20 protein-coding genes are annotated in these 26,039 nt (G+C 54.5%); 4 read left to right on the top strand and 16 right to left on the bottom strand.

All coding sequences use genetic code 11. The annotated features are described in order from the left end of the window. Positions 1 to 97 precede the first annotated feature (97 nt). Positions 98 to 1,096, bottom strand: coding sequence for a VirK/YbjX family protein (locus tag ABRZ28_RS08620; protein ID WP_413556103.1), 999 nt, complete (start codon positions 1,094 to 1,096; stop codon positions 98 to 100). A 766-nt stretch (positions 1,097 to 1,862) separates the two neighbouring features. On the opposite strand from ABRZ28_RS08620, the gene ABRZ28_RS08615 reads away from it, so the two are divergent. Genes ABRZ28_RS08615 through ABRZ28_RS08605 form a run of 3 tightly spaced genes read left to right on the top strand, consistent with a single transcriptional unit; the run spans position 1,863 to position 4,821 of the window. Next, positions 1,863 to 3,152, top strand: coding sequence for an O-acetylhomoserine aminocarboxypropyltransferase/cysteine synthase family protein (locus ABRZ28_RS08615; RefSeq protein ID WP_330520117.1), 1,290 nt, complete (start codon positions 1,863 to 1,865; stop codon positions 3,150 to 3,152). Positions 3,153 to 3,164: 12 nt separating this feature from the next. Further along, a complete protein-coding gene (locus ABRZ28_RS08610) occupies positions 3,165 to 4,238 on the top strand; it encodes a homoserine O-acetyltransferase family protein (RefSeq protein WP_330520020.1) in 1,074 nt (357 codons plus the stop codon). Between the two features lie 22 nt (positions 4,239 to 4,260). Then, a complete protein-coding gene (locus ABRZ28_RS08605; protein WP_330520019.1) occupies positions 4,261 to 4,821 on the top strand; it encodes a YbaK/EbsC family protein in 561 nt (186 codons plus the stop codon). Here ABRZ28_RS08605 and ABRZ28_RS08600 read toward each other — a convergent pair. The 8 genes from ABRZ28_RS08600 to dalD all read right to left on the bottom strand — a co-directional run bounded on the left by ABRZ28_RS08600 (position 4,804) and on the right by dalD (position 15,206). Next, entirely contained in the window at positions 4,804 to 6,333 is a 1,530-nt protein-coding gene (locus tag ABRZ28_RS08600; protein WP_330520018.1) for a DHA2 family efflux MFS transporter permease subunit, read from the bottom strand. The two genes, ABRZ28_RS08605 and ABRZ28_RS08600, sit on opposite strands and share 18 nt — an antisense overlap. A gap of 174 nt (positions 6,334 to 6,507) precedes the next feature. Further along, positions 6,508 to 7,713, bottom strand: coding sequence for an HlyD family secretion protein (locus ABRZ28_RS08595; protein ID WP_330520017.1), 1,206 nt, complete (start codon positions 7,711 to 7,713; stop codon positions 6,508 to 6,510). A gap of 1 nt (position 7,714) precedes the next feature. Then, positions 7,715 to 8,197, bottom strand: a complete 483-nt coding sequence (locus ABRZ28_RS08590; RefSeq protein ID WP_319603070.1) for a MarR family transcriptional regulator — start codon at positions 8,195 to 8,197, stop codon at positions 7,715 to 7,717. Positions 8,198 to 8,696: 499 nt separating this feature from the next. Continuing rightward, positions 8,697 to 9,677, bottom strand: coding sequence for an ABC transporter permease (locus ABRZ28_RS08585; protein WP_413556101.1), 981 nt, complete (start codon positions 9,675 to 9,677; stop codon positions 8,697 to 8,699). Between the two features lie 13 nt (positions 9,678 to 9,690). After that, positions 9,691 to 11,190 (bottom strand): sugar ABC transporter ATP-binding protein, encoded by a 1,500-nt coding sequence (locus ABRZ28_RS08580; RefSeq protein ID WP_330520116.1) that lies wholly within the window; start codon positions 11,188 to 11,190, stop codon positions 9,691 to 9,693. Positions 11,191 to 11,237: 47 nt separating this feature from the next. After that, entirely contained in the window at positions 11,238 to 12,197 is a 960-nt protein-coding gene (locus tag ABRZ28_RS08575; RefSeq protein ID WP_330520016.1) for a substrate-binding domain-containing protein, read from the bottom strand. A 99-nt stretch (positions 12,198 to 12,296) separates the two neighbouring features. Further along, positions 12,297 to 13,766, bottom strand: a complete 1,470-nt coding sequence (gene xylB / locus ABRZ28_RS08570) for a xylulokinase (RefSeq protein WP_330520015.1) — start codon at positions 13,764 to 13,766, stop codon at positions 12,297 to 12,299. Between the two features lie 33 nt (positions 13,767 to 13,799). Further along, positions 13,800 to 15,206, bottom strand: coding sequence for a D-arabinitol 4-dehydrogenase (dalD, locus tag ABRZ28_RS08565; RefSeq protein ID WP_330520014.1), 1,407 nt, complete (start codon positions 15,204 to 15,206; stop codon positions 13,800 to 13,802). 185 nt (positions 15,207 to 15,391) lie between these two features. On the opposite strand from dalD, the gene ABRZ28_RS08560 reads away from it, so the two are divergent. Then, the gene (locus tag ABRZ28_RS08560; RefSeq protein WP_330520013.1) at positions 15,392 to 16,354 is read left to right on the top strand and encodes a sugar-binding transcriptional regulator; all 963 of its coding nucleotides are present in this window, start codon (positions 15,392 to 15,394) and stop codon (positions 16,352 to 16,354) included. Positions 16,355 to 16,766: 412 nt separating this feature from the next. Here ABRZ28_RS08560 and ssuB read toward each other — a convergent pair whose 3' ends face one another. The 7 genes from ssuB to ABRZ28_RS08525 form a co-directional block, all read right to left on the bottom strand. Further along, positions 16,767 to 17,567, bottom strand: coding sequence for an aliphatic sulfonates ABC transporter ATP-binding protein (gene ssuB / locus ABRZ28_RS08555; protein WP_319603076.1), 801 nt, complete (start codon positions 17,565 to 17,567; stop codon positions 16,767 to 16,769). Beyond that, positions 17,564 to 18,355: an aliphatic sulfonate ABC transporter permease SsuC gene (gene ssuC, locus ABRZ28_RS08550; protein ID WP_319603077.1), complete on the bottom strand. Its 792-nt coding sequence runs from the start codon at positions 18,353 to 18,355 to the stop codon at positions 17,564 to 17,566. Before ssuC ends, ssuB begins: the two co-directional genes overlap by 4 nt. Positions 18,356 to 19,105: 750 nt before the next feature. Beyond that, positions 19,106 to 20,782 (bottom strand): methyl-accepting chemotaxis protein, encoded by a 1,677-nt coding sequence (locus ABRZ28_RS08545; protein ID WP_330520012.1) that lies wholly within the window; start codon positions 20,780 to 20,782, stop codon positions 19,106 to 19,108. Positions 20,783 to 21,482: 700 nt separating this feature from the next. Further along, positions 21,483 to 22,505, bottom strand: coding sequence for a nucleoside hydrolase (locus ABRZ28_RS08540; protein ID WP_330520011.1), 1,023 nt, complete (start codon positions 22,503 to 22,505; stop codon positions 21,483 to 21,485). Between the two features lie 119 nt (positions 22,506 to 22,624). Then, the gene (locus tag ABRZ28_RS08535) at positions 22,625 to 24,235 is read right to left on the bottom strand and encodes a carbohydrate porin (RefSeq protein WP_330520010.1); all 1,611 of its coding nucleotides are present in this window, start codon (positions 24,233 to 24,235) and stop codon (positions 22,625 to 22,627) included. A 40-nt stretch (positions 24,236 to 24,275) separates the two neighbouring features. Then, entirely contained in the window at positions 24,276 to 24,440 is a 165-nt protein-coding gene (locus tag ABRZ28_RS08530; RefSeq protein WP_330520009.1) for a hypothetical protein, read from the bottom strand. A gap of 199 nt (positions 24,441 to 24,639) precedes the next feature. Continuing rightward, positions 24,640 to 26,034: a glycoside hydrolase family 1 protein gene (locus ABRZ28_RS08525; protein ID WP_330520008.1), complete on the bottom strand. Its 1,395-nt coding sequence runs from the start codon at positions 26,032 to 26,034 to the stop codon at positions 24,640 to 24,642. Between the last annotated feature and the right edge of the window lie 5 nt (positions 26,035 to 26,039).

Genomic DNA, 26,039 nt, shown 5'->3' with positions numbered 1-26,039 from the left:
TTACGTCTTTTTATATCACATAACTGAAATAACAATTAACAAAATGGAAATAACACAACAACATTAACAGCCCGCGCGATGCGACAAATCAGTCGCCCTACGGCCAATCCCCTGCGTCGTCAGGCGAGTGTGAAGATTGACGTTCCTCGCCGGAGAAACATTCGGACATCGCGCAATCCAGTTCATCAAGCAACTGATAACGCCGACGGTACTCAGCGCGCTTCTTGCTGGCGATGCTTTCAATCGGCTTGCGCGCAATGCGCAGCGGCAGTTGAAAATAGCCGCAAGTCATTTGTCGACCGCCGATAGATAACCAGAATTGATCATAGTCGGCGTGAAGCTCGTCTTTCTTCTTATGGTGATAACGCCAGTTCTGATAAATATGGCCGGCATTATCCACGGCGATAATTTGGTTAATGCCAAGATAATGCCCTAATGAACAAATTCCCTCGAGCGCCAGTCGTTTGGGAAAGAGTCCATAGCATGCTTTGGTCGCCTGATGAATTTCAGCATGAGGAACATGTTTATCCGCGCCCTGCAAACCACCGATGAATATCGTGGGCTGTTGGCAATAATTCATCAGGGTAAAGGTAATTTTCGCTAAAACGACGCCGTTGGCGTCACAGGCTGATAAAGTGACTTCCCCCTCTTTATTCAGGTGATCGATGGAGGATATTTTCAGCATCACCTCATTACCCTGTTTATCTAACGCTTTTGCAACCACCACAGGATCTTCATTTAAACATGCCACCAGCAAATTCAAAGGCATGCGTTGCGCTATCAGGGCGTAGTGATCGCGTAACGCAAATAAGCCTTCAAGTTTACTCATTTTCGCCGTCAGGTAGGGACGATGTAACTTACAGGGCAAGTTGGGTTGCGCCTGGAGGATCTGTTCCATCAGAAAATTGGAGGCCAACGTATCTGCAAGACCGGTGGTGATACGCCAACAAAATAACGAACGGCATAGAAATTTCAGGCGGAAAAGACTTTTTTTCCATGGTTTTCCCGGTATGAATTCGCCATTAATTAATGACATCATTAATTGCCGACCGTTAGCGATGCTATTTTTTTGCAGAGGAGCCACTATTTGAGACACGATAAAAACCTTGTGATATTAAATATGATGCGTAGATAATGAGATAAAGCCAATCAATCAAAAAAACTGGCTATTAAATTCATATTCGAATCATATTATTCGGCGCATCCAATCATGCATAATAATAGCCAACGTCTTTAGCGCTTATTAAAAACTGAATTTAACAAGGAATAATGAAGAAACCATCAAGATTTGGTCAAGCCGGCGTAATATCGCAGGGCGACCGCACGAGTGTTGATTTTTTGTCATTCCCGGCGGGAATCAGTCAATGACGGTCTACGGTTTCAGTAAGCGATCCCCGCCTACTGCCGCGGGGATGACGAGGTTATTGGCGGAGATGATGGGGTTATTGGCGGAGACGATGGGTTATTGGCGAAGATGACAAGGTTATTGGCGGGGATGACGAGGTTATTGGCGGGGATGACGAGGTTATTGGCGGAGACGACAGGGTTATTGGCGGAGATGACGGGGAGATGGCGGGAATGCGCCCTAAAAGCGGGTATCAGATCGTATTTGAACGCAATATCAACGCATTGATAACCGAATGGGTAATTTATGTTCGCGATCTTGCCCTGCGTAATATCGCTATTAGCACGCCTGAGCGGAAATAGAAATAGAGAGGAATAATAATGACGTGCGCGCGTTAAAAAAGCATAGAACGAAAGTAACAATCAATATCCCTTTTAGTCAGTTAACAAATAATCCCGGCTATGTTTACCTGATGCTCTCATTCTCTCACTTCTATTGAGAAAATTTTATGGCATCCCTGAAATTCGAGACCTTGCAACTTCATGCCGGCCAGGAGCCGGATCCCACGACCGGCGCGCGGGCGGTGCCTATTTATCAGACCACCTCTTACGCTTTCGAGAATGCCCAGCAGGGCGCCGATCGGTTTGCATTGCGTGAATTCGGCAATATCTATACCCGAATCCAAAATCCCACCACCGATGTGTTCGAAAAGCGTATCGCCGCGCTGGAAGGCGGCGTCGCCGCATTGGCGGTGGCATCCGGTCAGGCCGCGCAATTTATCGCGCTGAACAATATCTTGCAGGCCGGCGACAATTTCATCTCCTCCCCTTCTTTGTACGGCGGCACCTGGACGCAGTTCAATCTCTCGTTTAAGCGCCTGGGCGTGGAAGCGCGTATCGCCGCGGATGACAATGCGAAAAGCTTTGAAAGCCTGATCGATGAAAACACTAAAGCGATCTATCTTGAAACCATCGGCAATCCGCGTCTGAGTTTCCCTGATTTCGACCAGTTCGCCGAGCTGGCGCAAAAATATAACCTGCCGCTGGTGGTGGACAATACCTTTGCCGCCGGCGGCTACCTGTTTCGTCCCCTTGAGCATGGCGCGCATGTAGTGGTGGAGTCCGCCACCAAATGGATCGGCGGGCATGGCAACAGCATCGGCGGCGTGATCGTGGATGGCGGCAACTATCCGTGGGGCAACGGCAAATTCCCGCAATTCTCGACGCCGTCGGAAGCCTATCACGGTCTGGTGTATAACGAGGCTTTCGGCCCCGGCAGCGAGTTGGGCAACATTCAGTTTATTATCCGCGCCAGAGTCGAAGGGCTGCGTGATTTCGGCCCGTCGCTGTCGCCTTTTAACGCCTTCCTGCTGTTGCAAGGGCTGGAAACGCTCTCGCTGCGCGTCGAACGCCATGTGAGTAACGCGTTGGAACTGGCCCGCTGGCTGGAACAACATCCGGAAGTGGAAAGCGTGAACTATCCGGGGTTGCCCGCCAGCCCGGCATACGATATTGCCCATAAATACCTGAAAAATGGATTCGGCAGCATACTGTCCGTGGAAGTCAAAGGCGGTAAGGCGCGCGCCAGCCGTTTTATCGACGGCCTACGGCTGATTACCCATCTGGCGAATGTCGGCGACGCGAAGACCTTGATTATCCAGCCCTCGGCCACCACGCATCAGCAGTTGAGCGATGAGCAGCAAATCGCCGCCGGGGTGACGCCCGCCGGACTGCGGTTTTCGGTCGGGATTGAGCATATTGACGATCTGAAGTCGGATATCGAACAGGCGTTCAACGCCAGTAAATAACCTGACAAGCCTATGATGACGCGCCATCACTTTCATTCAGCTTCCCCCTTTCCGCTGGAGAACGGTTCGTTTCTTCAGGGGATTGATATCGTTTTTCACACCAGCGGAACGCTGAATGCCGACCGCTCGAATGTGATATGGGTTTGTCATGCGCTGACGGGAAGTTCGGATGTGACCGCCTGGTGGCCCGGACTGGTCGGCCCCGGCAAATGTTTTGATCCCGAGCGCTGGTTCATCATCTGCGCCAATGTACCCGGTTCGCCCTATGGTTCAACCAGCCCGCAAAGTCTTAACCCGTCGACCAGCAGACCTTATCTGCATGATTTTCCACCCATAACTATCCGGGATATGGTCTTCGCCCACAGTCTGCTCGCCGATTATCTGAGCATAGACTGCATTTTTTTACTTATCGGCGGCTCCATGGGCGGGCAGCAGGCGCTGGAATGGGCCATCAGCGAGCCCCGGCGGATACGGCAAATGGTGCTGTTATCCGCCAATGCCGTCAGCTCGCCCTGGGCGATCGCCTTCAATGAAAGCCAGCGGCTGGCCCTGCTGGCCGATAAAACCTTTGACGGCATCGATCCTAACGGCGGGATGGCCGGCTTGCAGGCCGCCAGAAGTATCGCCCTGTTATCCTATCGCTGTTTCGACACCTACCTTCATACCCAGCGGAGCCACGATCGGCATAAGCTGGATAGTTTTCCGGCCGCGAGCTACCAACGTCATCAGGGCGAAAAATTTATCCGGCGATTCGACGCCTATTGTTACTGGTGCCTGCTTTATGCCCTGGACACCCACAATATCGGCAGAAAGCGAAGCAATCCGCAGCGCGTGCTGAGAAACATCGCGGCAAAAACCCTGATTATCGGGATCGGGTCGGACATTCTCTTCCCCATCCGAGAACAACGATACCTGGCGCAACATATAAAGGGTGCGCAGTTTGCTGAAATTGACTCGCTCTACGGACATGACGGGTTTCTGACCGAAACGCCGACGCTGGAAAAACACATTTCGCAATTTTTATATGGCAAAAACATGACCGCCTCGTCCCCGCCGGACCGCGCGCGACAAGCAGAACACGATTAACCGACGCAGAAAGGTGCAATTAATGACGCAAAACAACCGCCCGGCGATAAGTCCATTCACGCCGGCTCATCAGGAAGCAATCATCGATCCCCAACGGTTGCAAGATAGGATCCCCGCCCATGTGCTGCAACAGATCACGCCTTTATCGCTTCAGGCTTTTATCGTCGACAGCGAGGCCTCCGATACGCGCGTTTTCTGCGAGCGCTACGGGTATCCGCCGGCATCCTGCGCCAACACGCTGATACTGAAATTTAAAAAGAACGGCCTGGAAGCCTACGCCGCCGCGGTCTCCACGGGCGCACAACGTCTGGACATCAACGGCGCGATAAAGCAATTGCTGGCGGCGCAACGTATTTCCTTTGCCCGCACGGAGAAATCCACCGAGCTGACCGGCATGGTTCCCGGCGGGATTACGGTTTTCGGCCTGCCCGCCGACTGGCCGCTGCTGATTGATAATCAGGTGTTACGTCAACCCGTGCTCATCATGGGCGGCGGAACCCGCGAGGTGAAGCTGCTGGTCCCCTCTTCCGTGCTGGCCGCCCTTCCCAATGTCTTAACCGGCGATTTAGCCCTGCCGGACTGAGGCGTGCGGATCTTCAGACATAAACGGCGGCTTTGCCAGCCAGATAATGATGACCAACAGAAAAAAGGCCGCGCCCAAAAAGGTGAAATAGTCGATGGTAGACAACATATAGGCCTGTTTTTCCACGATGGAATCGATGCGGGCAAGGCTTTCCTGGCTCGCTCCGCCGAGTTTATTAAAATAATCAATGGCGTTTGGCGAATAGGGCGTGACATGTTCCGACAAATTGGCATGATGCATTGATTCATTCCGTTTCCAGATCCACGTCGTCAGCGATGAGGCGAAACTGCCGCCCAGCACTCGCAAAAAGGTTGCCAGCCCGGATCCTTCGGCAATATCTGCGCCCTTTAAATTGGACAGTAGAATAGTGGTAAGCGGCATAAACAGGAACGCAACGCCTATTCCCATAAAGAGTTGCACCTGCGCAATATGGCTATAATCCACATCCGTATTGAACCTGGCGCGCATAAAACATGACGCGCCAATCACTAAAAATGAGATCGTAGACAACCAACGCAGATCGACCTTGTTGGCATACTTTCCAATAAGCGGAGAAAGAACGAGGGGGAGTATTCCCATCGGCGCGGCGGCGAGACCGGCCCAAATGGCGGTATACCCCATCTGGGTTTGAAGCCATTGCGGTAAAAGTAAATTTATCGCGAAGAACCCAGAAAAACTCAGCACCAGAGAGACGGTTCCAAAGGTAAAATTACGGTCGGCGAATAACCTTAAATTAACGATCGGATTATTGTCCGTCCATTCCCAGATCAAAAAGGCGACGATGGCGATGGCGGAAATAATTGAAAAGGTCACGATAAACGGTGACTCGAACCAGTCCGCATCGTTCCCCTTATCCAGAACGATTTGCAAGCAGCCGACGCCAATCACCAGAAACGCAATACCGATATAATCAACAGGCACCTTACTCGTTTTTTCGACGCGTCCTTTTAGCTGGCGCCAGACAACAATAGTGGCGAATATACCGATAGGGACATTAATGTAAAATATCCACGGCCATGAATAACTGTCGGTCAACCATCCCCCGGTAATAGGGCCGACTATCGGCGCAACGACCGTTACCATGGCGAGAATGGATAATGCCATACTGCGCTTGGCCTGCGGAAAAATAACCAGCAGCAATGTCTGACACATGGGAAATAACGGTCCGGCAAAGAATCCCTGTAATGCCCGGAAAATCACTAATTCCGTCATGGAATGCGCGAAACCACAAAGAAAAGACGTTAAGGTAAACAAGGCCACGGATATAATAAAAAGCCGGAGCTCGCCGAATATCCGGGTAAGCCAGCCGGTGATCGGAAGCGCGATAGCATTACATACGGCAAAGGACGTGATGACCCATGTTCCCTGTTCAGAGCTGACGCCCAGATTCCCGGCGATGGTCGGCAAGGCGACATTCGCGATCGTGGAATCAAGCACCTGCATAAATGTCGCCAGCGATAAGGCCAGGGTGGCAAGAAAAAGACTGGGGGGCGTATAAGTCGAATCGGCCATATCAAACCTTCTCTCTTATCTGTCCGATAATGAATATGAACTCGCTAGCGAATGGCTCAGGGTATAAACGCATAAAGCGATTCAGCTTTCCCGATTTTATTTCTTGCTGTGGAAGTCGCCGTTTTTAATCAAAAGCGCTTATCCGGCATAATTAATCCTTATGCCGGCCTTTAATCATTGTTGACTATTCGGCAGGGAAATCCCGTTGGCATGTAAAATGCCATCGACTATTTGGTCCGCTTCTTTCAGCGCGTTATCATAAACATCGGTCGTGTAGCGCGGCGCTTCATTGACGGCCGTCGGTAATAAAGATCCGCTTTCCTCATGCAGATCAACCGTGGCCTCCATGGATAATCCCACTCTTAAAGGATGAGAGTCCAGATATTGCGGTTCGAGCTTTATTTTAACAGGCAAGCGCTGCACTATTTTTATCCAGTTTCCGCTGGCGTTTTGCGCCGGTAATAATGCGAATGCGGAACCGGTGCCGATGCCAAGGCTCTCAATCGTGCCGCGGTATTTCACATCGTCGCCGTAAAGGTCCGACGTCAGAGTCACTTTCTGGCCGATTTTCATATGCGACATCTGGTTCTCCTTGAAATTGGCGTCAACCCAGACGGCATTTAACGGCACAATGGAAAGCAGATTGCCGCCGGCGTCGACCCGGCTGCCCAGTTGTACTCCTCGTTTGGCGATATAGCCGCTGACCGGCGCGACAAGGACAGTGCGGGCATGATCCAGATACTTTTGTTTGAAATTGGCGATGGCGCTCTTTATTTCCGGATGCTGCGCCATGATGGTGCCATCCGTCATCGCAAGATTCGTTTTAAGCGCTTCGCGAGCGGAATCCAATTCTTTGCGGCGGGTTTCCAGCGTTTCCTGATAGTGGGCCAGATCCTCTCTCGATATGGCGCCGGAATTCAGCAGGTTTTTCCGTCGGTTATAATCATTCAACGCTTGTTTATAGGCAACTTCCTTAGCCTCCGCCTGAGCTTTGTAATTATCGCTGGTACTGTATAATCCCCTTACCTGCCGCACGACACTGGCAAGGTTGGCTTCGGCGCTTTCGCGTTGAATCAGGGTTTCACTGCCGTCGAGTCTGACGATCGTCTCGCCTTTTTTGGCGAAATCGCCGTCGTCGGCATAAATTTCAGAGACCGTACCCGCCACTTGCGGCGACAGGATAACAAGATTGCCATTCACATAAGCGTTATCCGTCGTTTCGTAATATTTGGCATACAACTGATAATAAAAATAATAGGCGATGCCGGAAAGAATAATGAGGGCAACCAGCAGCAATAAACCTGTTTTCCTTTTCTTTTTCTGCGCGATATCTTTGCCGATATCGCTCTCTTGGGCGTCTTCGCCATCTTCGCTCTTCATCCTAACTATTCCCCTTGCGATTTTTCATTCGGGAAGCCAGATAGTCAGCAGGAAGCAACCTGGTAAGCAACGATTTCAATTGGCTGACTTCGTTTGGCGTCAGTTGTTGCGTTAGCCGCTCGTTAATACCTGGCGTCTGTTTGTTATCAATTATTTGCTGACAAACCGTTATTCCTTCAGGCGTCAACCATAATTTCGCTCTGCGTCGGTCGCTGGAATCAACCTTACGTGCAACCAATCCTTTAGCGACCAGCCTCGCGAGCATTCTGGCTACGCCGCCCGTATCCATGTCGAGCGTTTCCGCCAGCCCTATCGGCGTATCGCACACACCTTTGTAAAGGGATGCCAGAACCTTGAGTTGAGCGGCCGTGACATTAAAATCTTTGCCCTGCTCATTCAGCACCTTGTCTTTATAGAGGCTCGCCAAATGGAGCAAATGAATCAATGTGAGAGGTAAGTCCTGTTCATTCTTGTCTCGCCCCATGCGCCAACCTTATTATATTGATTTTAAAAGTTTATTTTTTATTTGGCGCTTTACTTCGGCGCTATTGCCAAAATTACTGTCCAGACAGTAATCTGTCAATGCGGTTATGGAATAGCCGCATTATTTCCTAAAGGATGATGAATAATGAGCTGGCTGACGGACCTTCAGGTACAGGAAATGGCGCTGGAAAAAGTAAGACTATCTGGGAGGAACGCTGATTTAGCGTAACGACTGTCTGGTGGAACTGACGGCAGCGGGTCGGCACTTTCTCGATCAGGCGCGCAGCATACTGCCAGATTGATGATGCCACTCTAAGCATGCGGCGTGCGTGCTGAAACCTGTAGTTTCTCAAGTCAAAGCCACTTCACCACGGCGCTTAAAAACCTGACCGGGCTAAACCCATACAAATGGCGGCAACTGCATCGTCAGTAGTGATATGGCCGGAGATACCGGCGCGTGCTCTACCTTCACGCACCGCACCGGATAGCCTCCGCTCTGTTTATGCCCGCGCCCTGGACTTAACGCTTTCCAGCATCACGGCGACGATAATGATCACCCCTTTAACCACCTGCTGGTTATAGCCGGAGATATTCATTAAATTCATCAGATTGGAGATAATGCTCAGGATCAGCACGCCGATAATGGTATTAACCACCGTGCCGCGTCCTCCCGCCAGGCTGGCGCCGCCCACCACCACCGCGGCGATCACATCCAGTTCGAAGCCGATGGACATCACCGGCGACCCCACGCCCGTGCGGGTGGAGGCCAGCACGCCGGCCAGACCGCACGCCAGGCCGCTCAGGGCATAGACGGCGAATTTATACCAATCCACCCTGACGCCGGCAAAGCGGGTGGCGGTTTCATTGGAGCCGATGGACACCACCAGACGGCCAAACACCGTGTAGCGATACACAAAATGCGCCAGCAGCGCAAAAGCGATAAATACATAAACCGGCAACGGCAATCCCAACAGGTAGCCGGTGCCGAAATTGACATAGGCCACATCGTCAATAAAAACCGGCTGCCCTTTGGCGGCGATCAACGCCACGCCGCGGGCGATGGTCATCATGGCCAGCGTGGCGATAAACGGGGCGATATTGAAAAAGGTCACCAGACTCCCGGCGGCAGCGCCCACCAGCGTGGCGATACCGGCCCCGGCGATAATCGCCGGCATCAACCCGATTTCCGGGATTAGCAGCGCCACCGCCACCGAGACCAGCGCCATAATCGACCCAACGGAAAGGTCGATGCCGCCGGTCAGGATCACGAACAGCATGCCGATGGCCGCCAACCCGAGCGGCACGCTCTGCCTTAAGACATTGGTAATATTTTCCGGCGTGTAAAAACGGTCGGATAAAAAATTGGCTACGATCAACATGACGAAAAACACCAACAGCGTCGAGTTGTTGGCAAAAAAATGCAACGTCTTGCTCCGCAATGCGAAACCCGAATTTTTTGTCGAGTCTTTTACCGTTTCCATAATCTTTCCTCAGCTACGCTAAAGCACGTTTAGGTATGGCGAAGCGCATAATGTTCTCTTCGGTGATCCGGTCGCCCTGTAGTTCGGCGGTGATGGTTCCTTCACTCATCACATACACCCGATGAGCCAGGGAAATGACCTCGATCATTTCAGAAGAAATCACAATAATGGCGTAGCCCTTTTCGGCTAATTCATGAATCACGTTATAAATTTCCACCTTGGCGCCGACGTCCACGCCGCGGGTAGGTTCGTCAAGGATCAGTAGATCGCATTCGGTGGCCAGCCATTTGGCGATCACCACTTTTTGCTGGTTTCCGCCGCTGAGGCTGGAAATAGGATCTTCCACCGACCCCAATTTAATCGACAGCCGCTGACGCGACTGCTCGCTCACCGTCCTTTCACGGCGGTAATTTAAAATGCCGAAGCGGTTACAAACGCGTTTTAAATTCGATAACGTCATATTCTCCCGGATGGGCCGGGATAGAATGGCGCCCTGCTCTTTACGGCTCTCCGGCACCAGACCGATGCCCTGTCGCATGGCGTCGGCGGGATGGCGCACGGCGATCTCCCTGCCGTTTTTCACAATCCGTCCCGCGGTCATACGATCCAATCCGAACAGACAGCGGGAAATTTCAGTGCGCCCTGAGCCGACCAGCCCCGCCAGGCCGACGATTTCGCCTTTTGCGACGCTGAGACTGATATCTTTCAGCAGCGACTTGGTGGACATGCCGTAGACCTCAAGCACGGTTTCTTGCCGGGGAACGTTTTTCGGCGGATAAAGGTTTTCGAATTTACGCCCCACCATGCTGGAAATAATGTCATCTTCGGTGCAGGTGGCGGGGTCCAGATCGGTCACCGTTTCGCCGTCCTTGATCACCGTAATCGCGTCGGCGATGGCGAATATCTCCTCCAGACGGTGGGAGATATACAGAATGGTCACCCCCTGGCCTTTCAGCAGCTTTAGCTGGCCGAACAGGATATCGATCTCGCGGTGCGACAATACCGCCGAGGGTTCGTCCAGGATCAGGATCTTTACGTCCCTGGCCAGCGACTTGGCGATTTCCACCATTTGCTGGTAGGCGACGCTCAGGGTGCCGAGCCGCGCCGTGGGAGGAATATGAAAGCCCAGGTTGGATAATACCCGGGCGGCTTTCTGGTTCATTTTTTTCCAGTTGACCAACCGGCCGCCGAAGCCGAGATCGCCCAAGAAAATATTCTCCGCCACGGTGAGGTCCGGGGCCAGCGCCAGCTCCTGATAGATAATGCCGATATGGTTTTCCCGGCTCTGCTTCGGCGACGTGAAGTGGACCTCTTCGCCATTGATATGGATGGTTCCGCCGTCCTTGATATAGATGCCGGACAGAATCTTCATCAGGGTGGATTTACCGGCGCCGTTTTCTCCCACAATGGCGTGGATACTGCCCTTCTTCACTTTCAAATCAATGTTTTTCAGCGCATGGACGCCGCCAAAACTTTTTTTAACCTGCTCGATAACCACCGCATACTGGCCCATGAAATACCTCATTTTCAGCCCCCCTGGTTCGCCAGGGGGGAAGCGACTTAGAAAAGCGATTCAGGATCGTAGACTTTCTTTACGTTATCTTTGGTGATCAGTACGGTGGGGGTATAGACGTAATCCGGGAACTCCTTACTGCCCGCCTGGTATTTAGCGATGATATCCAGCACGGTGGCCGTCAGAACATTGGGGTTATTGGCGGCCGTCGCCTGCAGATCGCCGCGCTCCACCGCTTCCAGCCCTCTTTTATAGCCGTCGTGGGCGAAGACTTTTACCTCCTGCAGCTTATTGGCGCCTTTTAACGACAGTATCGCCCCCAGCGCCATATCATCCATTTCGCTGTAGACGCAGTTAATCTTGCTGCCGTGGGCGACGACGATATCCTCCATCGCTTTCAGACCGCCCTGCTGATCCCAGTTGCCCCAGCCCTGGCTGACGATGGTCAGGTTGGTCTGGTTATATTTGCGCAACTGGGCTTCCATCACCCCGCGGATAAAGTTGGAGCGCCGGGCTTCGCCCACCAGATTCCCCTGGTTGCCGCTGATCAGCACGCAGTTCATCGGTTTGTTGCCGAATTGCTCCACGGCATATTCGCCGATGGCGATATTGTTTCTGGCGTTGTTGGCCTGCACGCGGGTAATCACCGGCGCATCCAGGGAAATATCGCTATCGAGAATAACGGTGGGAATGCCCGCGCGTTTGGCGATTTGGGTAATGCGCAAGCCCGCTTCGGGATCCTGCGGATTCAGCACCAGATAATTAATCCCCTGGGAGATCATATCTTCAACGTCCGAAATCTGCTTGGTCAGATCCCCGCGCGCGTCGGTGGTAATCAGATCGTAGCCGCGCTCCTTAGCATGGATCTTCATATATTCGGTCAGCCCGTTGAAAAAGGCGCCGTTAAGGGTGCGGTTGGCAAAACCCACTTTGATTTTATCTTCGGCGTGGGCGGAAACCGTAACTGCTGCTGCGGCCAGAAGAAGACCCGCTAATACTTTTTTCATCTGTCTCTTTCCTTCTCTTTTTGCGATGGGGTAGACGTCAGGTAGGGCGAAGCCGTCTACTTCTTATGGTATTTGCTGCCGGTCGGGAAGCCATAGGGGCTATTGACCCCTTGTCCTGGCCTCCACCTGCTGACGGTAAAACAGCCGGTAACGGGCTAGACGGCCGCGCAGCTGTTCGGCCCGCTCGCCGTCGGCGGTAAAACGGCTATCGATCGCCGGTTTGGCGCACACCAGCGCCTCATCGCCGCCAGCCGCCAGCCAGCCGAGGCGCGCGGCGCCCAATGCGCCGCCGGCCGCGCCGTCCCGGTGCGTCACCACCGGGATATCCATCACGTCGGCAATCAGCTGCGCCCACCAGGGGCTGCGCGCGCCGCCGCCGATCAGCGAAAACTGTTCGATGCGGCTGCCGGCCTGCTTCATCACTTCCAGACCGTCGACCAGGCCGAAGGCGACGCCCTCCAGCACCGCATAACCCAGCGCGGCGCGCTCGGTGGAGTGCGTCATGCCGTGGAAGGATCCGCTGGCGATAGGGTCGTTATGGGGCGTGCGCTCGCCGGAAAGATAGGGCAGGAAGATCGGCGCCCGCAGCTGCTCGTCCCTGCTCAGCTCGGCCACTTCCGCCAGCAGGGTGGGTTCATCGGTACGTAAAATCCGGCACAGCCAGCGCAGGGCGCTGGCGGCGGTAAGCATGACGCTCATCTGGTGCCAGCGCTGCGGCAGGGCGTGACAGAACGCATGCACCGCCGACTGCGGATTGGGGCGAAAACTTTCGTTGACCACAAAAATCACCCCGGAGGTGCCCAGAGAGATAAACGCATCGCCGCTGTTCACCGCCCCGATCCCCACGGCGCTGGCGGCGTTATCCCCGCCGCCGCCGGCGATGATGACCGTTTCCGCCAGCCCCCACTCGCGGGCCACATCCGCCTTCAGGCGGGCGGAAGGCGCGGAGCCCTCCACCAGCGCGGGCATATGGTCACGCGTCAGACCGCAGGCTTGCAGCAGCGCGTCCGACCAGTCCCGTTTGGCGACGTCCAGCCACAGGGTTCCCGCCGCGTCGGACATGTCGGAGACTTTCTCGCCGCTCATCATCAGACGCAGATAATCCTTCGGCAACAGCACGGTTTTGATGCGGGCGAATAGTTGCGGTTCGTGTTTAGCCACCCACAGCAGCTTGGGGGCGGTAAAACCGGGCATCGCCAGATTACCGGCGATGCGATGCAGTTCCGGCGCCCGCGCGGTCAGTTCGTCGCACTCCGGGGCGCAGCGGGTGTCATTCCACAGAATGGCCGGCCGGAGAACCCGATCGGCGGCATCCAGCAGCACCGCGCCGTGCATCTGCCCGGACAGGCCGATGCTGCGAATGCCCGGCCAGATATCCCCATGGCGGGCGCGTAACCGGCCGATGGCCCGGTTGGCGGCCGCCCACCACTGAGCCGGGTCCTGTTCCGACCACTGCGGGTGCGGCCGCTGCACGGTCAGCGCTTCGCCTTCGCCGGCGACCAGCGTCCCCGCGTCGTCGATAATGACGATTTTTATCTCCGAGGTGCCTAAATCAAGACCGAGATACATAATCGCTCCCTCTGGGTTTAAGGTAGGGTGAAATTAATGGCTGACGGCCAGCGGCGCATTGGCATTGGCCCGCGCCCAGGCATCAAGCCGGGCAACGGTCTCGCGCAGCAACTGTTCGAACTCCTCTTTGGCGGCCAGCGGCCCGAACAGCTTCTCATCGCGGGCGTAGCCGGCGAGGGGGTCGGCCGAAGCGAACATGGCGTGGGTGGCCGCCTCATCCAGAATGCCGTCCTGATAGTCGTACGGCAGCGTTCCCTCATGCCAGCGGCGCATAAAGATAAAAAACAGCGCCGGCAGCGCCGCGGTGGCCCTGGGCTGCTGGCCGCGGGCGTAGCACTCGATGAGCGTCGGGGTGATAAATCCCGGAATTTTGGAAAACCCGTCGGCCGCCACCCGCTGATTGGTGTCGCGGATATAGGGGTTGCCAAATCTTTCCAGCACCACGTCGCGGTATTGCCCGAGATCCAGCGGACTGGGGGTCAGCGACGGGATCACATCCTCGGTCACGTAGTCATAGGCCATCCGGCGGATAGCGTCGGTGCCGGTGCTTTCATGGATATAGGACTGGCCGATCAGCGTGCCGGCCCAGGCGATGCAGCTGTGGCTGGCGTTGAGGATGCGGATTTTCGCCTCTTCATAGGGCGCAACCGAATCCACCATCTCGACGGCGACGTTTTCCAGCGCCGGACGCCCGGCGATAAAGTTATCCTCCACCACCCACTGAATAAAGGATTCCCCCATCACCGGCGCCCGATCGTCCACGCCCAGCTTTTCTTTGACGCGGGCGGCGATATCGGCAGCCGGACGCGGCGTAATACGGTCGACCATGGTGTTTGGCGTAGTGGTATGGCCGTTCACCCAGGCCAGTAAATCGCCCTCGCCCTGTAAGGTCAGAAATTCGCTCAGTCCGTCATGGAACCGTTCGCCGTTGTGGCGCACATTGTCGCAGCTCAGCAGCGTGACCCCGCCGCTGTTCCGCGCCCGGCGGGTACGGAGAATATGCGCGACGGCCCCGTAAATGGTGCGCACGCCGCCTTGCAGATCGGCCTGGATGTCGGCGTTGGATTGATCCAGCCTGAAATGGGTGTCGAGGTAATAGCCGCCCTCGGTCACGGTAAAGGAGATGACGCGCGTCGCGGCGTCGGCGCCCTGCTCAACCAGCGCCGACAGCTGCGGGTCCCAGGGGATAATGGTGCGCAGAGAGGTGATTTTTTCATAGCTGCGCTCCCCGGCCGGCGTTACGGTTTCCAGGACGTATTCTCCATTTTGTTGCGCCAGAGTCTCCAGCAGCGGATTGGCATCGTCACGAATATTGCCCAGCGCTATCGACCAGCGTAGGTCGCCCTGCAGCAACAGGCGGTGCAGGTACCAGGCCTGATGCGCGCGGTGAAATGAACCGGCGCCGATATGCATCCAGGTAAAGTGCTCTAAGGTGGTCATAATATCTATTACCTCGCAACAGGATGATGAGCATAAGCTCAAAAAATGAGTAATTGTCTGGAAAAAGAGCATAGTTGAATAATAGCCCAATGAATGAGCTTTAGCTCACATATCGCAAATGAGCGATTTACCCGCCTGTCGCCGGCGGGTTATAGTTTTGACACTGCTAAAAATGAGTACCATCAATGAGTAAAACCGATAGGAAATTGGATCACGCCGCGCGCGCCGCCTGGATGTATTACGTGGCGGGCAAAACCCAGCATGAGATCGCCGAGCTATTGGGGGTTTCCCGTCAGGCGGCCCAGCGGCTGGTGGCGCTGGCCTCCGAGCACGGCCTGGTCAGGGTCAATATCACCCATCCGGTCGCCGACTGCACGGCATTATCCCAGCAGTTGGCCCGCCAGTTTCGCCTGTCGACCAGCCTGGTGGTGCCCTCCGCCGGTATGGACAGCGCCAGCCTTAATAAGATGATCGCCGTGGCCGGCGCCGAGCTGATGGCGCAGTTTATCCACCGGGAATCCCCGCAGGTCATCGCCGTGGGTTCGGGACGGGCGCTGCGCTCCACCATCAACGAGCTGCCGCAAATCGATCGCCCCCAGCACAGCTGCGTATCGCTTATCGGCGCCATCGCCGCGGACGGTTCCTGTACCCGTTACGACGTCCCGCTGTGGATGGCGGAGAAAACCCAGGGCAAATACTTTATTTTGCCGGCGCCGTTATTCGCCGACAATCTGACGGATAAAGAGCTGTGGTGTAATCACCGCATCTATCGCATGGTCACCGAGAAAGCGGCGCAGGCGGACGTCACCTTTATCGGCATCGGCCAGATGAACTATCACTGTCCGCTGCATTACGACGGTTTTATCACCACCGAAGAAGTGGAGAGCCTGACCGCGGCGGGGGTGGCGGCGGAGATCGTGGGACACTTTATCGGCGCCGACGGCCAGCGGGTGCCGAGCGCGATGGACGACCGCCTGACCAGCGTCACCATCAGGCAATACCCCGAAAAACCGGTTATTGCCTTTGCCGGCGGGGAGGAGAAGTTCCGCGCCATTCAGGCGGTGCTGCGCGGCGGCTGGATAACCGGCCTGGTCACCGATGAAGATACCGCCAGAAAACTGCTGGCCGCTTCAGCGCGCGATCTTTAAAGGCCGCGCAGCGTCTCTTCCGGCAGCGCCAGGGATAAATGCTCGTGGTTGGTTTTGCCCTGCCTGTGGGGAGTGGGTTCCTCGCGGATCAGCGCGCTGTCCCGCTAATCAATGATAAACGACGGCTCCCGCCGCGCGGGAAGCTGACTGATGCCGGCGTCGGGAACATCCCCGTCCATCTCGGGATAGAGAATGCCGCAGCGCCGGGTTTAGCCGCGCGGCCAACGGTCAACGGATCGTCGTCGATATACACGGTGATATTCTGCACGATGTGATACATCGCCTTCGCTCAGCGCAGAATCAGCAATTGCCCTTCGGTGGCGCGAACCGGTCGCGCCGTTCCCGGAGGCGTACACTGAAAGTGTAAAAAACGCGCCTCCTGCGGGCTTAATAGCGGCGTTTTACTGACTGATTAACGCCCCTCGTGGTACTTGAGGCCGCTATTCTCATCGTCCCCGGCGCGTTTCTCCTCTTGGCGATTAAAGATATGTTCCAAAATTTCCTGCTCCAGCGCCGCCAGACGGGGCAAACCTCGCTGTCGCGGCCGGGGCAGATCGATAGTCAAATCCAGGCCGATGGCGCCCTCCTCTATCAGGATCACCCGGTCGGCAATACTGACCGCCTCACTGACGTCGTGGGTCACCAGCAACACGGTGAACCCCTGTTCCAGCCACAGGCTTTCTATCAGCTGCTGCATTTCAATACGGGTCAGGGCATCCAATGCGCCGAGCGGCTCATCCAGCAGCAGCAGGCGCGGGCGATGAATCAGCGCTCTGGCCAGCGCAACGCGCTGTTTTTGCCCGCCGGAGAGCGCTGCCGGCCAGTCGTTTTCCCGACCGGACAACCCCACCGCCTTCAGCGCTTCCCGCGCCTTGGGCTTCCAGTCGCCTTTCAGGCCGAGGCCGATATTTTCAATCACCGTTTTCCAGGGCAGGAGTCTGGCATCCTGAAACATCAGACGGATATCCTGCTGCAATTGATGTAGCGGCTGATTGCCCGACAGCAGCCGTCCCGAACTCGGTTTCTCCAACCCGGCCAGCAGCCGCAGCAGCGTACTCTTGCCGCAGCCGCTGCGCCCGACCACCGCGATAAACTGTCCGGCAGGGATCTGCAAATCCAGGTTATGCAATACGGATCGCTGATTAAACTGTTTATCGAGCCGTTGCGTAACCAGCGGAATGCCCTGATTAACGGTGTAAATACGGGCGCTCATGCCTCACCTCCGGTTGACTGATAGGAAGGATGCCAGCGCAACCAGTTGCGCTCCAGCAGACGGGCGGCGACATCGGCCAGCTTGCCGAGCACGGCGTACAAGATAATAGCCATCACCACCACGTCGGTTTGTAGGAATTCGCGGGCGTTCATCGCCAGATAGCCGATCCCGGAACTGGCGGAGATGGTTTCCGCCACAATCAGCGTCAGCCACATCAGGCCCAGCGCAAAACGCACGCCGACCAGAATGGAGGGCAACGCGCCGGGAAGAATCACCTGACGAAACAGCGCAAAGCCGGAGAGTCCGTAATTGCGCGCCATTTCCACCAGTCCGGCATCGACATGGCGCACCCCGTGGTAGGTGTTCAGATAGATAGGGAAAAAGGTACCCAGCGCCACCAGAAAAATCTTGGCCGACTCATCAATCCCGAACCAGAGGATCACCAGCGGGATCAGCGCCAGATGCGGCACGTTGCGCACCATCTGCACCGTACTGTCGATCAGCAGCGCGCCAAAGCGCGATAGCCCGGTAATCAATCCCAGCAATAAACCAATGCTGCCGCCGATGCCGAAGCCAACTGCCGCCCGCCAACTGCTGATCGCCAGGTGTTGCCATAATTCGCCGCTGTAGGCCAGCGTCCAGCCGGCCTTAAGCACCGCGCCCGGCGCCGGCAGTATACGGGTAGACAACCAACCGGACGTTACCGCGCCCTGCCAGGCGATAATCAGCAGCGCCGGGATCAGCCAGGGGATGAGTCGCGTCAGCGTCTGTTTAATCACGATATTCATCGTACTTGCTCCCTTATAAAACTCCGTCAAAGCGTAATAGATGATAGATTACTCCGGTCGCGCCCACTCTGCCTGCCTGATATGCGACCGAATCATAATTGCGCCATAAAATAGAAACAATAATAAGCATCCTAGCCTTTATCAACCGGCAGTATGAAACATCAGTTATTGATAAGGATATCAATTATTGATCTAACGAAACATTGAAAGGAAAATTATACTTTAATTCGGTTAGATTAATTTATTCCCACACCAAACCCGCTATCCGCAAGAAAACAAATAATCAAAAAAACCTATTAATTCAAACTATTAAAATAAAATTACCATTAACCACAGCAAGTATGGTTTTATTAAGATAGCCATAAAAGACCTATTCAACAGCGAAAAAACAGAAATATAAAAATACACATCGCCGTTACAGCGCGCGTATTTTATAAAGCATACTGTTTATTTTATATCCTTTACAGAATGCCTGTCAGCCACGCGGATATCTCTATTAGTCGACAGGTTATTTATCTTCTCCCCTGGCTCGGGCTGAATCGACGGACGCGCTGTGGGAATAGCCTCGCGGAAATGGGGGAAAGACAAAACGCCGCTAAACGCTCGCGCATAAACAGATAGAACGACGACGGGAAGTTGCCGATGACTTCGCACCGGCACTTCCCGTAAGGATGAGGCGCCGCGACAATCCGATCAACCCAACCTGTTGGCAGGCCGGCGGCCGTTATTATCGCACTTGCCGATTGATGCTTAAAAAGAGCTCCAGCCCCCTTCGGCGGACGCCGATTTGGCGCCGGCTGCCGCAGGTTTAAGCTCCAGGGCCGCGTGCGGCGCTGAAGCGGCGGAGGCCGATTTGCCGACCGGCGCGGCACTTGAACGCGATTGCCCTTCCGTCAGTTGGAATACGCTGACCACCTGCTCCATCTGTTCGGCCTGCTGTTGCAGAGACTGGGTGGCAGCCGAGGCTTCGTTCACCAACGCCGCATTCTGCAACGTCGTCTGCTCCATCTGTGTGACCGCGACGTTGACCTGATCGATACCCAGGGACTGCTCCTGACTGGCGCTGCTGATTTCGCCCACCAGATCGCTGACCTTGCGCACGCCGCTCACGATGTCCAGTATTGACGCCCCCGCCTGCTCCACCAGGCGATTGCCCGTTTCCACGGTCTGTACCGAATGGTCGATCAGCTCTTTGATCTCTTTGGCCGCCGAGGCGCTACGCTGGGCCAGGCTGCGAACTTCCCCGGCCACCACGGCGAAACCGCGCCCCTGCTCGCCGGCGCGGGCGGCCTCCACCGCGGCGTTCAACGCCAGGATATTGGTCTGGAAAGCGATGCCGTCAATCACGCTGATAATATCCACAATCTTTCTCGACGAGGTATCGATGGCGCCCATGGTCTGCACCACATCGTTCATCAACTGCCCGCCAGACTGCGCCTGACCGGCGGTGGATTGCGCCAGTTGATTGGCCTGCTTGGCGTTATCGGCGTTCTGCCGCACGGTGGAAGCCAGTTGTTCAATGGCCGCGGCGGTTTCTTGCAGCGCGCTGGACTGCTCTTCAGTGCGGCTGGACAGATCGAGGTTGCCCGCCGCGATTTGCGAAGACGCCCCGGCAATCGATTCCGATCCCTGACGAACCTCGCCCACGATGGTGCGCAACTGGGTCGTCATCTCCTGCAAGGCATGGAGCAACTGCGCGGTTTCATCCCGGCCTTCGGCGCGCACGTTCTGCGTGAGGTCGCCGCCGGCCACGGCATTGGTAATCTGCACGGCATGCTCCAGCGGCCGCACAATACTGCGGGTGAGCATCCAGGCGATCAACGAGCCGGCGATGGTGATCAAAAGACCGATGATCCCCAGAAAGAGATAGCCGTTGCCTGCATTGCGGGAAATATCCGCGCCCAGTTGGTTGATCGTGGCGCGCTGCTGGTCACGCAGGGCTTGCAGCGTATCCAGATAATTACGCGCGGCGGGTTGGAAGTCCCGGTCAAAAAGCTGTAGCGCCTGTTCGCGCTGGCCGTTCGCATTGGCGGCGGAGATAGCGTCGCGCGCCCTGATATAAATCTGGCGAACTTCGCCCAGTTTTTCGAACAGCGCCTTTTCCTCCGGGCTGCTGACCAGTTTGGCGAACTGCTCCTGCCGTTCGGCGGAACCTTTTGAGGCGGCGGCATTGTCCGCGGCGAACAATTCAGCCAATGAACCATCGCTACTGCGCGCCACCGCGGTAGAGCGCTGTACGCTGGCGCTGATGACGCTGAACCAGTCCGCCACCAGCCGCTCTTTACGCAGCGGCTCCTGCATCATCCGCTGCGTGCTTTGGTCAATCTGCCGGAGCTGATAAACGCCGCTGACCAGCATAACCAGAGAAAAAATGATGAGTACGCCAAATCCCACCGCCAACCGAATACCTATTCTGAAATTCTTCACTATCCCGCTACCTCCAAAGATATAAGGCTGGCCAATTGCCCGCCTTTTACGTTGATGACTCGCATCTCAATATGGATTTCATACGTTTTTGATAGCAGTGATGACTACCTCCCGACATGCCAAGGGAAACGGTCGCAAAGCTAGCGCTGAAAAAATGCTTGCCGTTTTATGGAACAAGGCCTGACGCCGGGTTAAAAATGTTTTAACCCGCTATCTGCGCATGGGGTGTCCGGTTGCAACGATATGACGGGAAATGTTCCCAACGACACTGTCATTTATCGGCTGTTGGGAAAAGAAGTTTATATACGTTATCGATAAAAACGATCAAACAGCTGTATTTAATAGATTAAACAAATAGATTGCTTTGTTTTGATCGTTAAATACTATTGCACTGTTTGGCCGACTTGACGTTTTGCCTGAACTTAAAGCGCCAACGGCATATTCCAACGCGGTTGATTAGCGGCAAGAAGACGGTATACATAAGCGTATCGCGGGGAGAAAGCGCGGTCAGAGCGGCCGGAATCGGTTAACGCCGGACGCCGGCGCGGGGTAACGGCAGCGGGCCGACGTGAATGTCGGCCCGCTGCGTTTATTGCCTGATTCGGCATCTGCGAGAGGTCATGTGCGAAATTCGCATCACGGGCGTAGCCGGCGCTTACGCCGTTTCCCCTCCGCGCGCCAAAATTGAAAATCAGCCAGACTAATGCTTCACGCCATAGGCCAGCGCCAGCTTGGCATAGAAATCCTCCAGCGTGAATCGGGCATCCACCGCGTTATAGACCCGAATTTGGCGGGCGTTCGGCTGCGGCGCATAGGTGAGATCGTCATTCAGCAGCGGCGCGGCGCGCAACGTGTAATTGTACTCATGATCATCCAGCAACAATGATACCGAGGGATTATCACCCAGCACCCACACTTCGCTTTTCGGCCAGGGAACATCTTTTACCACCTCGGAAATCCTCTGATTGAATTCAATAAGCTGCTGCCAGAGATATTCCCCGACCTGACCCTGCGGCTTCACTTTCAGCGCCAGTTCGCTCAGCGATACCCGAACGGACATATAGACATTGTGCGGTACCTGCCATAACGGCACCTGCGATTTAAATACAACATTGGCGCCTTCGGGATCATTAAACATGTTGTATTCCCAACCCCCTTTGGGATAAGGCATACCGCCAATCCACACCACCGTCATTTTTTGCGCAATCGCGGGTTCGGCCAGCAAAGCGGCGGCGACATCCGTCAACGACCCCATGACCAACACAAACAGCGGGGAACTCTCCTGTTTCATGGCTTCATCGATCAGCGCCCTGGATCCCTCGCTCAACGTCGGCGACTTTTCTCCTTTTTTAAGCGCATCCGCGGCGCCGCGATACACCGGCACATCGGTTTTTTGCATCAGCGTCAGCAGATGTTTCAACTCCTGATAACTCTTTTCCATACTGGCGCCGGGATCGGATTTCATCAACGCCGCGGTACGGGCATAGTGGGCGGCAATAACGCCCTTAACCTGAAAGGTCGGCGTCAGCAGCGCATGCGCCACCGCGAAATCATCATCCGCTTCATTCTTGGCGTCGCTGCTGATTATTACCCGAACCTGTTTACGCTCGACGACATCAAACAAAGGCTGCACGCCAGCAAACGCAGGCGCTGCCGCAAGCATGAGCAACAATAGACTAACAACGCCGTATAGCCTCGCTTTCATTAAGCTGTATTTATTCATTAGTAAACCCTTCTCTATATTCACATCCAGCCCCTCTTTTTATTCAACGTCCGGATGTTCTCAAATAGGCTGAGGAGTCGCCGCCCCCACCGCTGGCGATGATTTAAACCACCGCTTATTTACCACCAGACTTCCGCCTGTACGCCTACGGTAAATTGATCGCTCTTACTATCCGCAAACTGGAATTGACTGATTTCATTATCTAACGCCTTCAAATAAGTGCCATAGAAACGGATTTCAGGGCGGGAAGTCAGCATGCTGGTGTCCACTTTGATGGTATGGAACAGCGTTGTTTTATAACCCGATTCATGATATTCCACCCCGCCCTGTTTATTTTTCTGATCAAACCATCCCAATTCAATACCGGTTTGGTTGTTGTTTTCCCATATATAGGCAGGACGAATAACCGCGCGAAAACTTTCAAAATCGGTATGCGCGCCGGTATCATAACTATAGATATCACTGCCGCGGGAATAGACTAAAGCGTTAGCCATGATCACTTTAGGATGTAAATAATTTTCACCCTGAGAAATTAAGCGAAACGCTTTTCCATAGCTGTGCTCGCCATAATAGTCGTCGTTATAACCATAGGACGGGTTGGCGTCGGAAATCAGCGCATAGCCGCTGGCGATGGAGTTATCCGCTCCTTGCAGAGTCAATTCATTAAAGCCTCCGTCAGTGAAGTTCTGCCTTAAAATCACGCCGGCATGCCAGGCATCTTTCACGCTGTAATAGCTGTCGTCATTTTCATTGCTACGCGTGGTGTCGTTATGGTTCGCCATCGCATATCGGCCGAATACTTCCAGCGTGGCGTTATCCCACAGCGGAAGCTCTTTATAGCGCAATTCCACAGAGTTGGTATTGACCTGCTGCGAATTGCCTGATGTCGCGTAATCCACCGCGTGGGCGTTCAGATCCTGACGCGTCAGCGCGACGTTCAGCTTACCCGGCCCAAGCTGCCAGTTTTCAATACCGACGCCGGCCCCTGCGTTGGTGCGGTGGCTCTTCCAGTCCAGCATCTGGATTTCATAGACCGGCATGTTATGTTTACCCACCCAGAAGTCCGCTTCCGGCGCGAATGGCAGAAAGCCCTTGGTGGTCAAATAGATATCTGAAAATGCCAGTACATTTTCCGAATCCTTGTCAAACCATCCGCCGCTGTATTGCAACCCGACATTGCCATCCAGCATAACCACGGCTTTGGCCGTTTTTCCATCCTGATCATAGACTTTCTGCGACAATTCCAGATCGAACCAGGCGCCGTTTTCGTTACCGAAACGCCCCACCGAACCGATCGCATAAGATTTCGGCGCGCCGCGCGAGCCGGTCGCCCATCCGGAACGGAAATATCCCCGATAGTTGAAGCCAATATCATCCTTGATGAATTTGCTGAGTTCATGCAGCGTCAGCGATTTTTGTTCCGTCGCGGTCGCCGACTGCGCCGTTCCCGCCGGCTGCGTCTGAACCACTTCAGTGACAATCCGCTCCTGTCCCGTCGGTTTTTCAATACTGCCGGCGGCGACCGCCGTCTGGCGGCGTTCGGCTATCGCTTTATATTCCCGTAACTCTTTTTTTGTCGATTGTAATTCTTGCTTATTCTCCGCCAATTCTTTTTCTAATAGGGCTAATCTTTCTTCTATCGTTAATGGCGCCGCTATCGCACTATTAGATAAAATCGCTGAAGAAATTAATAATACTATAAGTTTAAGAGGATAGTGTTTTTTACGCATAATGTTTTCCAGATAACATACAGAGTTAAAACAAAAAAAATCAAGATGCCATTAACAGCATCCATGGATGATTTATAATAAAAATACCGCGCGGTAACCGCGCCTGTTTAATATCTGTTTTTTTATTTCCTAAAACCAGGACGAATAAAATAGCCTGGCGAACAACTCCACGCGTGACAATAACGATTAATTTATTCACCGCCATCTGACCAAGCCAGCGGACTCTCTCAATCAGAGGTGTCTCAACAGATATTCGCCCCCTGAATCGGCCCTGTTTTAATACACGAAGCAAACACGGCGGCTTTTATAATAATGTTCGTCTATTCATGCCAATATCCCTTCAATAGAAATAAATCGCTGGCCGACGCGTGCGGGGCGCGCCGGCAAAACCGAAAACGTCGCCGCTATTTCAGCGCGGCGCCATTACTGTTAATCACGTCGCGATACCAGTAGAAACTTTTCTTCCGCTTGCGCGTCAGCGAGCCATTGCCCTGATCGTCGCGATCGACATAGATGAAGCCGTAACGCTTCGACATCTCCGCCGTCGACGCGCTGACCAAATCGATCGGCCCCCAGCTGGTATATCCCAGCACTTCGACGCCGTCCTCCAGCGCTTCCGCCACCTGAATCAGGTGATCGTTGAGATACTGAATGCGGTAGTCGTCATTAATGCTGCCGTCGCTTTCAATCCGGTCTTTGGCGCCCAGCCCGTTCTCCACGATGAACAACGGTTTCTGATAGCGGTCATACAGCACATTCAACAGGATGCGCAGCCCTTCGGGATCGATTTGCCAGCCCCATTCCGAGCTCGCCAAATGCGGATTCGGCACCATATTCAGGATATTCGCGCGCGCTTTTTGGTTATGCTCGTCATCCGTCGTCACGCAGCCGCTCATGTAGTAGCTAAAGGAAATGAAGTCGACGGTTTCTTTGAGCGACTCCCGATCGTCGTCGGTGATGTGTAATTCGATGGCGCGCTGTTTAAAGAAACGCGTCATATAGGCAGGATAAGCGCCGCGCGCCTGTACATCGCCAAAGAACATCCACTCCCGATTCTGCTGCAAGGTTTCCAGCACGTCGGCCGGCTTGCAGGTCAGCGGGTACAGCAACCCGCCTAACAACATGTTGCCGATTTTTGCATCGGGGATGATTTCATGACAGGCCTTTACCGCTTTCGCGCTGGCGACCAACTGGTGATGGATCGCCTGATAAATGGCCGCCTTGTCGCTGCCTTCCGGCAAACCGACGCCGGTAAACGGCGCATGCAGCGACATATTGATTTCGTTAAACGTCAACCAGTATTTAACCTTATGCTGGAAACGTTGAAATACCGTCCGCGCATAGCGTTCAAAGCAGGCGATTGTCTGACGATTGCCCCAGCCGCCATAGTTTTTCACCAGGCCGTACGGCATTTCATAATGCGATAAGGTGACTAATGGCTGAATGTTATGCCTGGCCATTTCATCAAATAACCGATCGTAAAACGCCAGTCCGGCTTCATTGGGCGTTTCCTCATCGCCCTGCGGGAAAATGCGCGTCCAGGCGATCGAGGTACGCAAAGTCTTGAAGCCCATTTCGGCGAACAGCGCGATATCTTCCGGATAGCGATGATAAAAATCGATCGCCACATCTTTGATCCCGCTATCGCCCGCCGTTCTTTCCACGATCGCGCCAAACACGCCCTGCGGCTGCAAATCGGAGGTGGATAACCCTTTACCGTCCGTTAAGTAAGCGCCTTCCACCTGATTGGCCGCAATCGCGCCGCCCCATAAAAAACCGTCAGGAAAACGATGGCTCATCTTTA

The organism is Brenneria sp. g21c3, assembly GCF_040240345.1.
Classification (GTDB): domain Bacteria; phylum Pseudomonadota; class Gammaproteobacteria; order Enterobacterales; family Enterobacteriaceae; genus Brenneria.
This window is presented reverse-complemented; position numbering and strand designations above follow the sequence as displayed.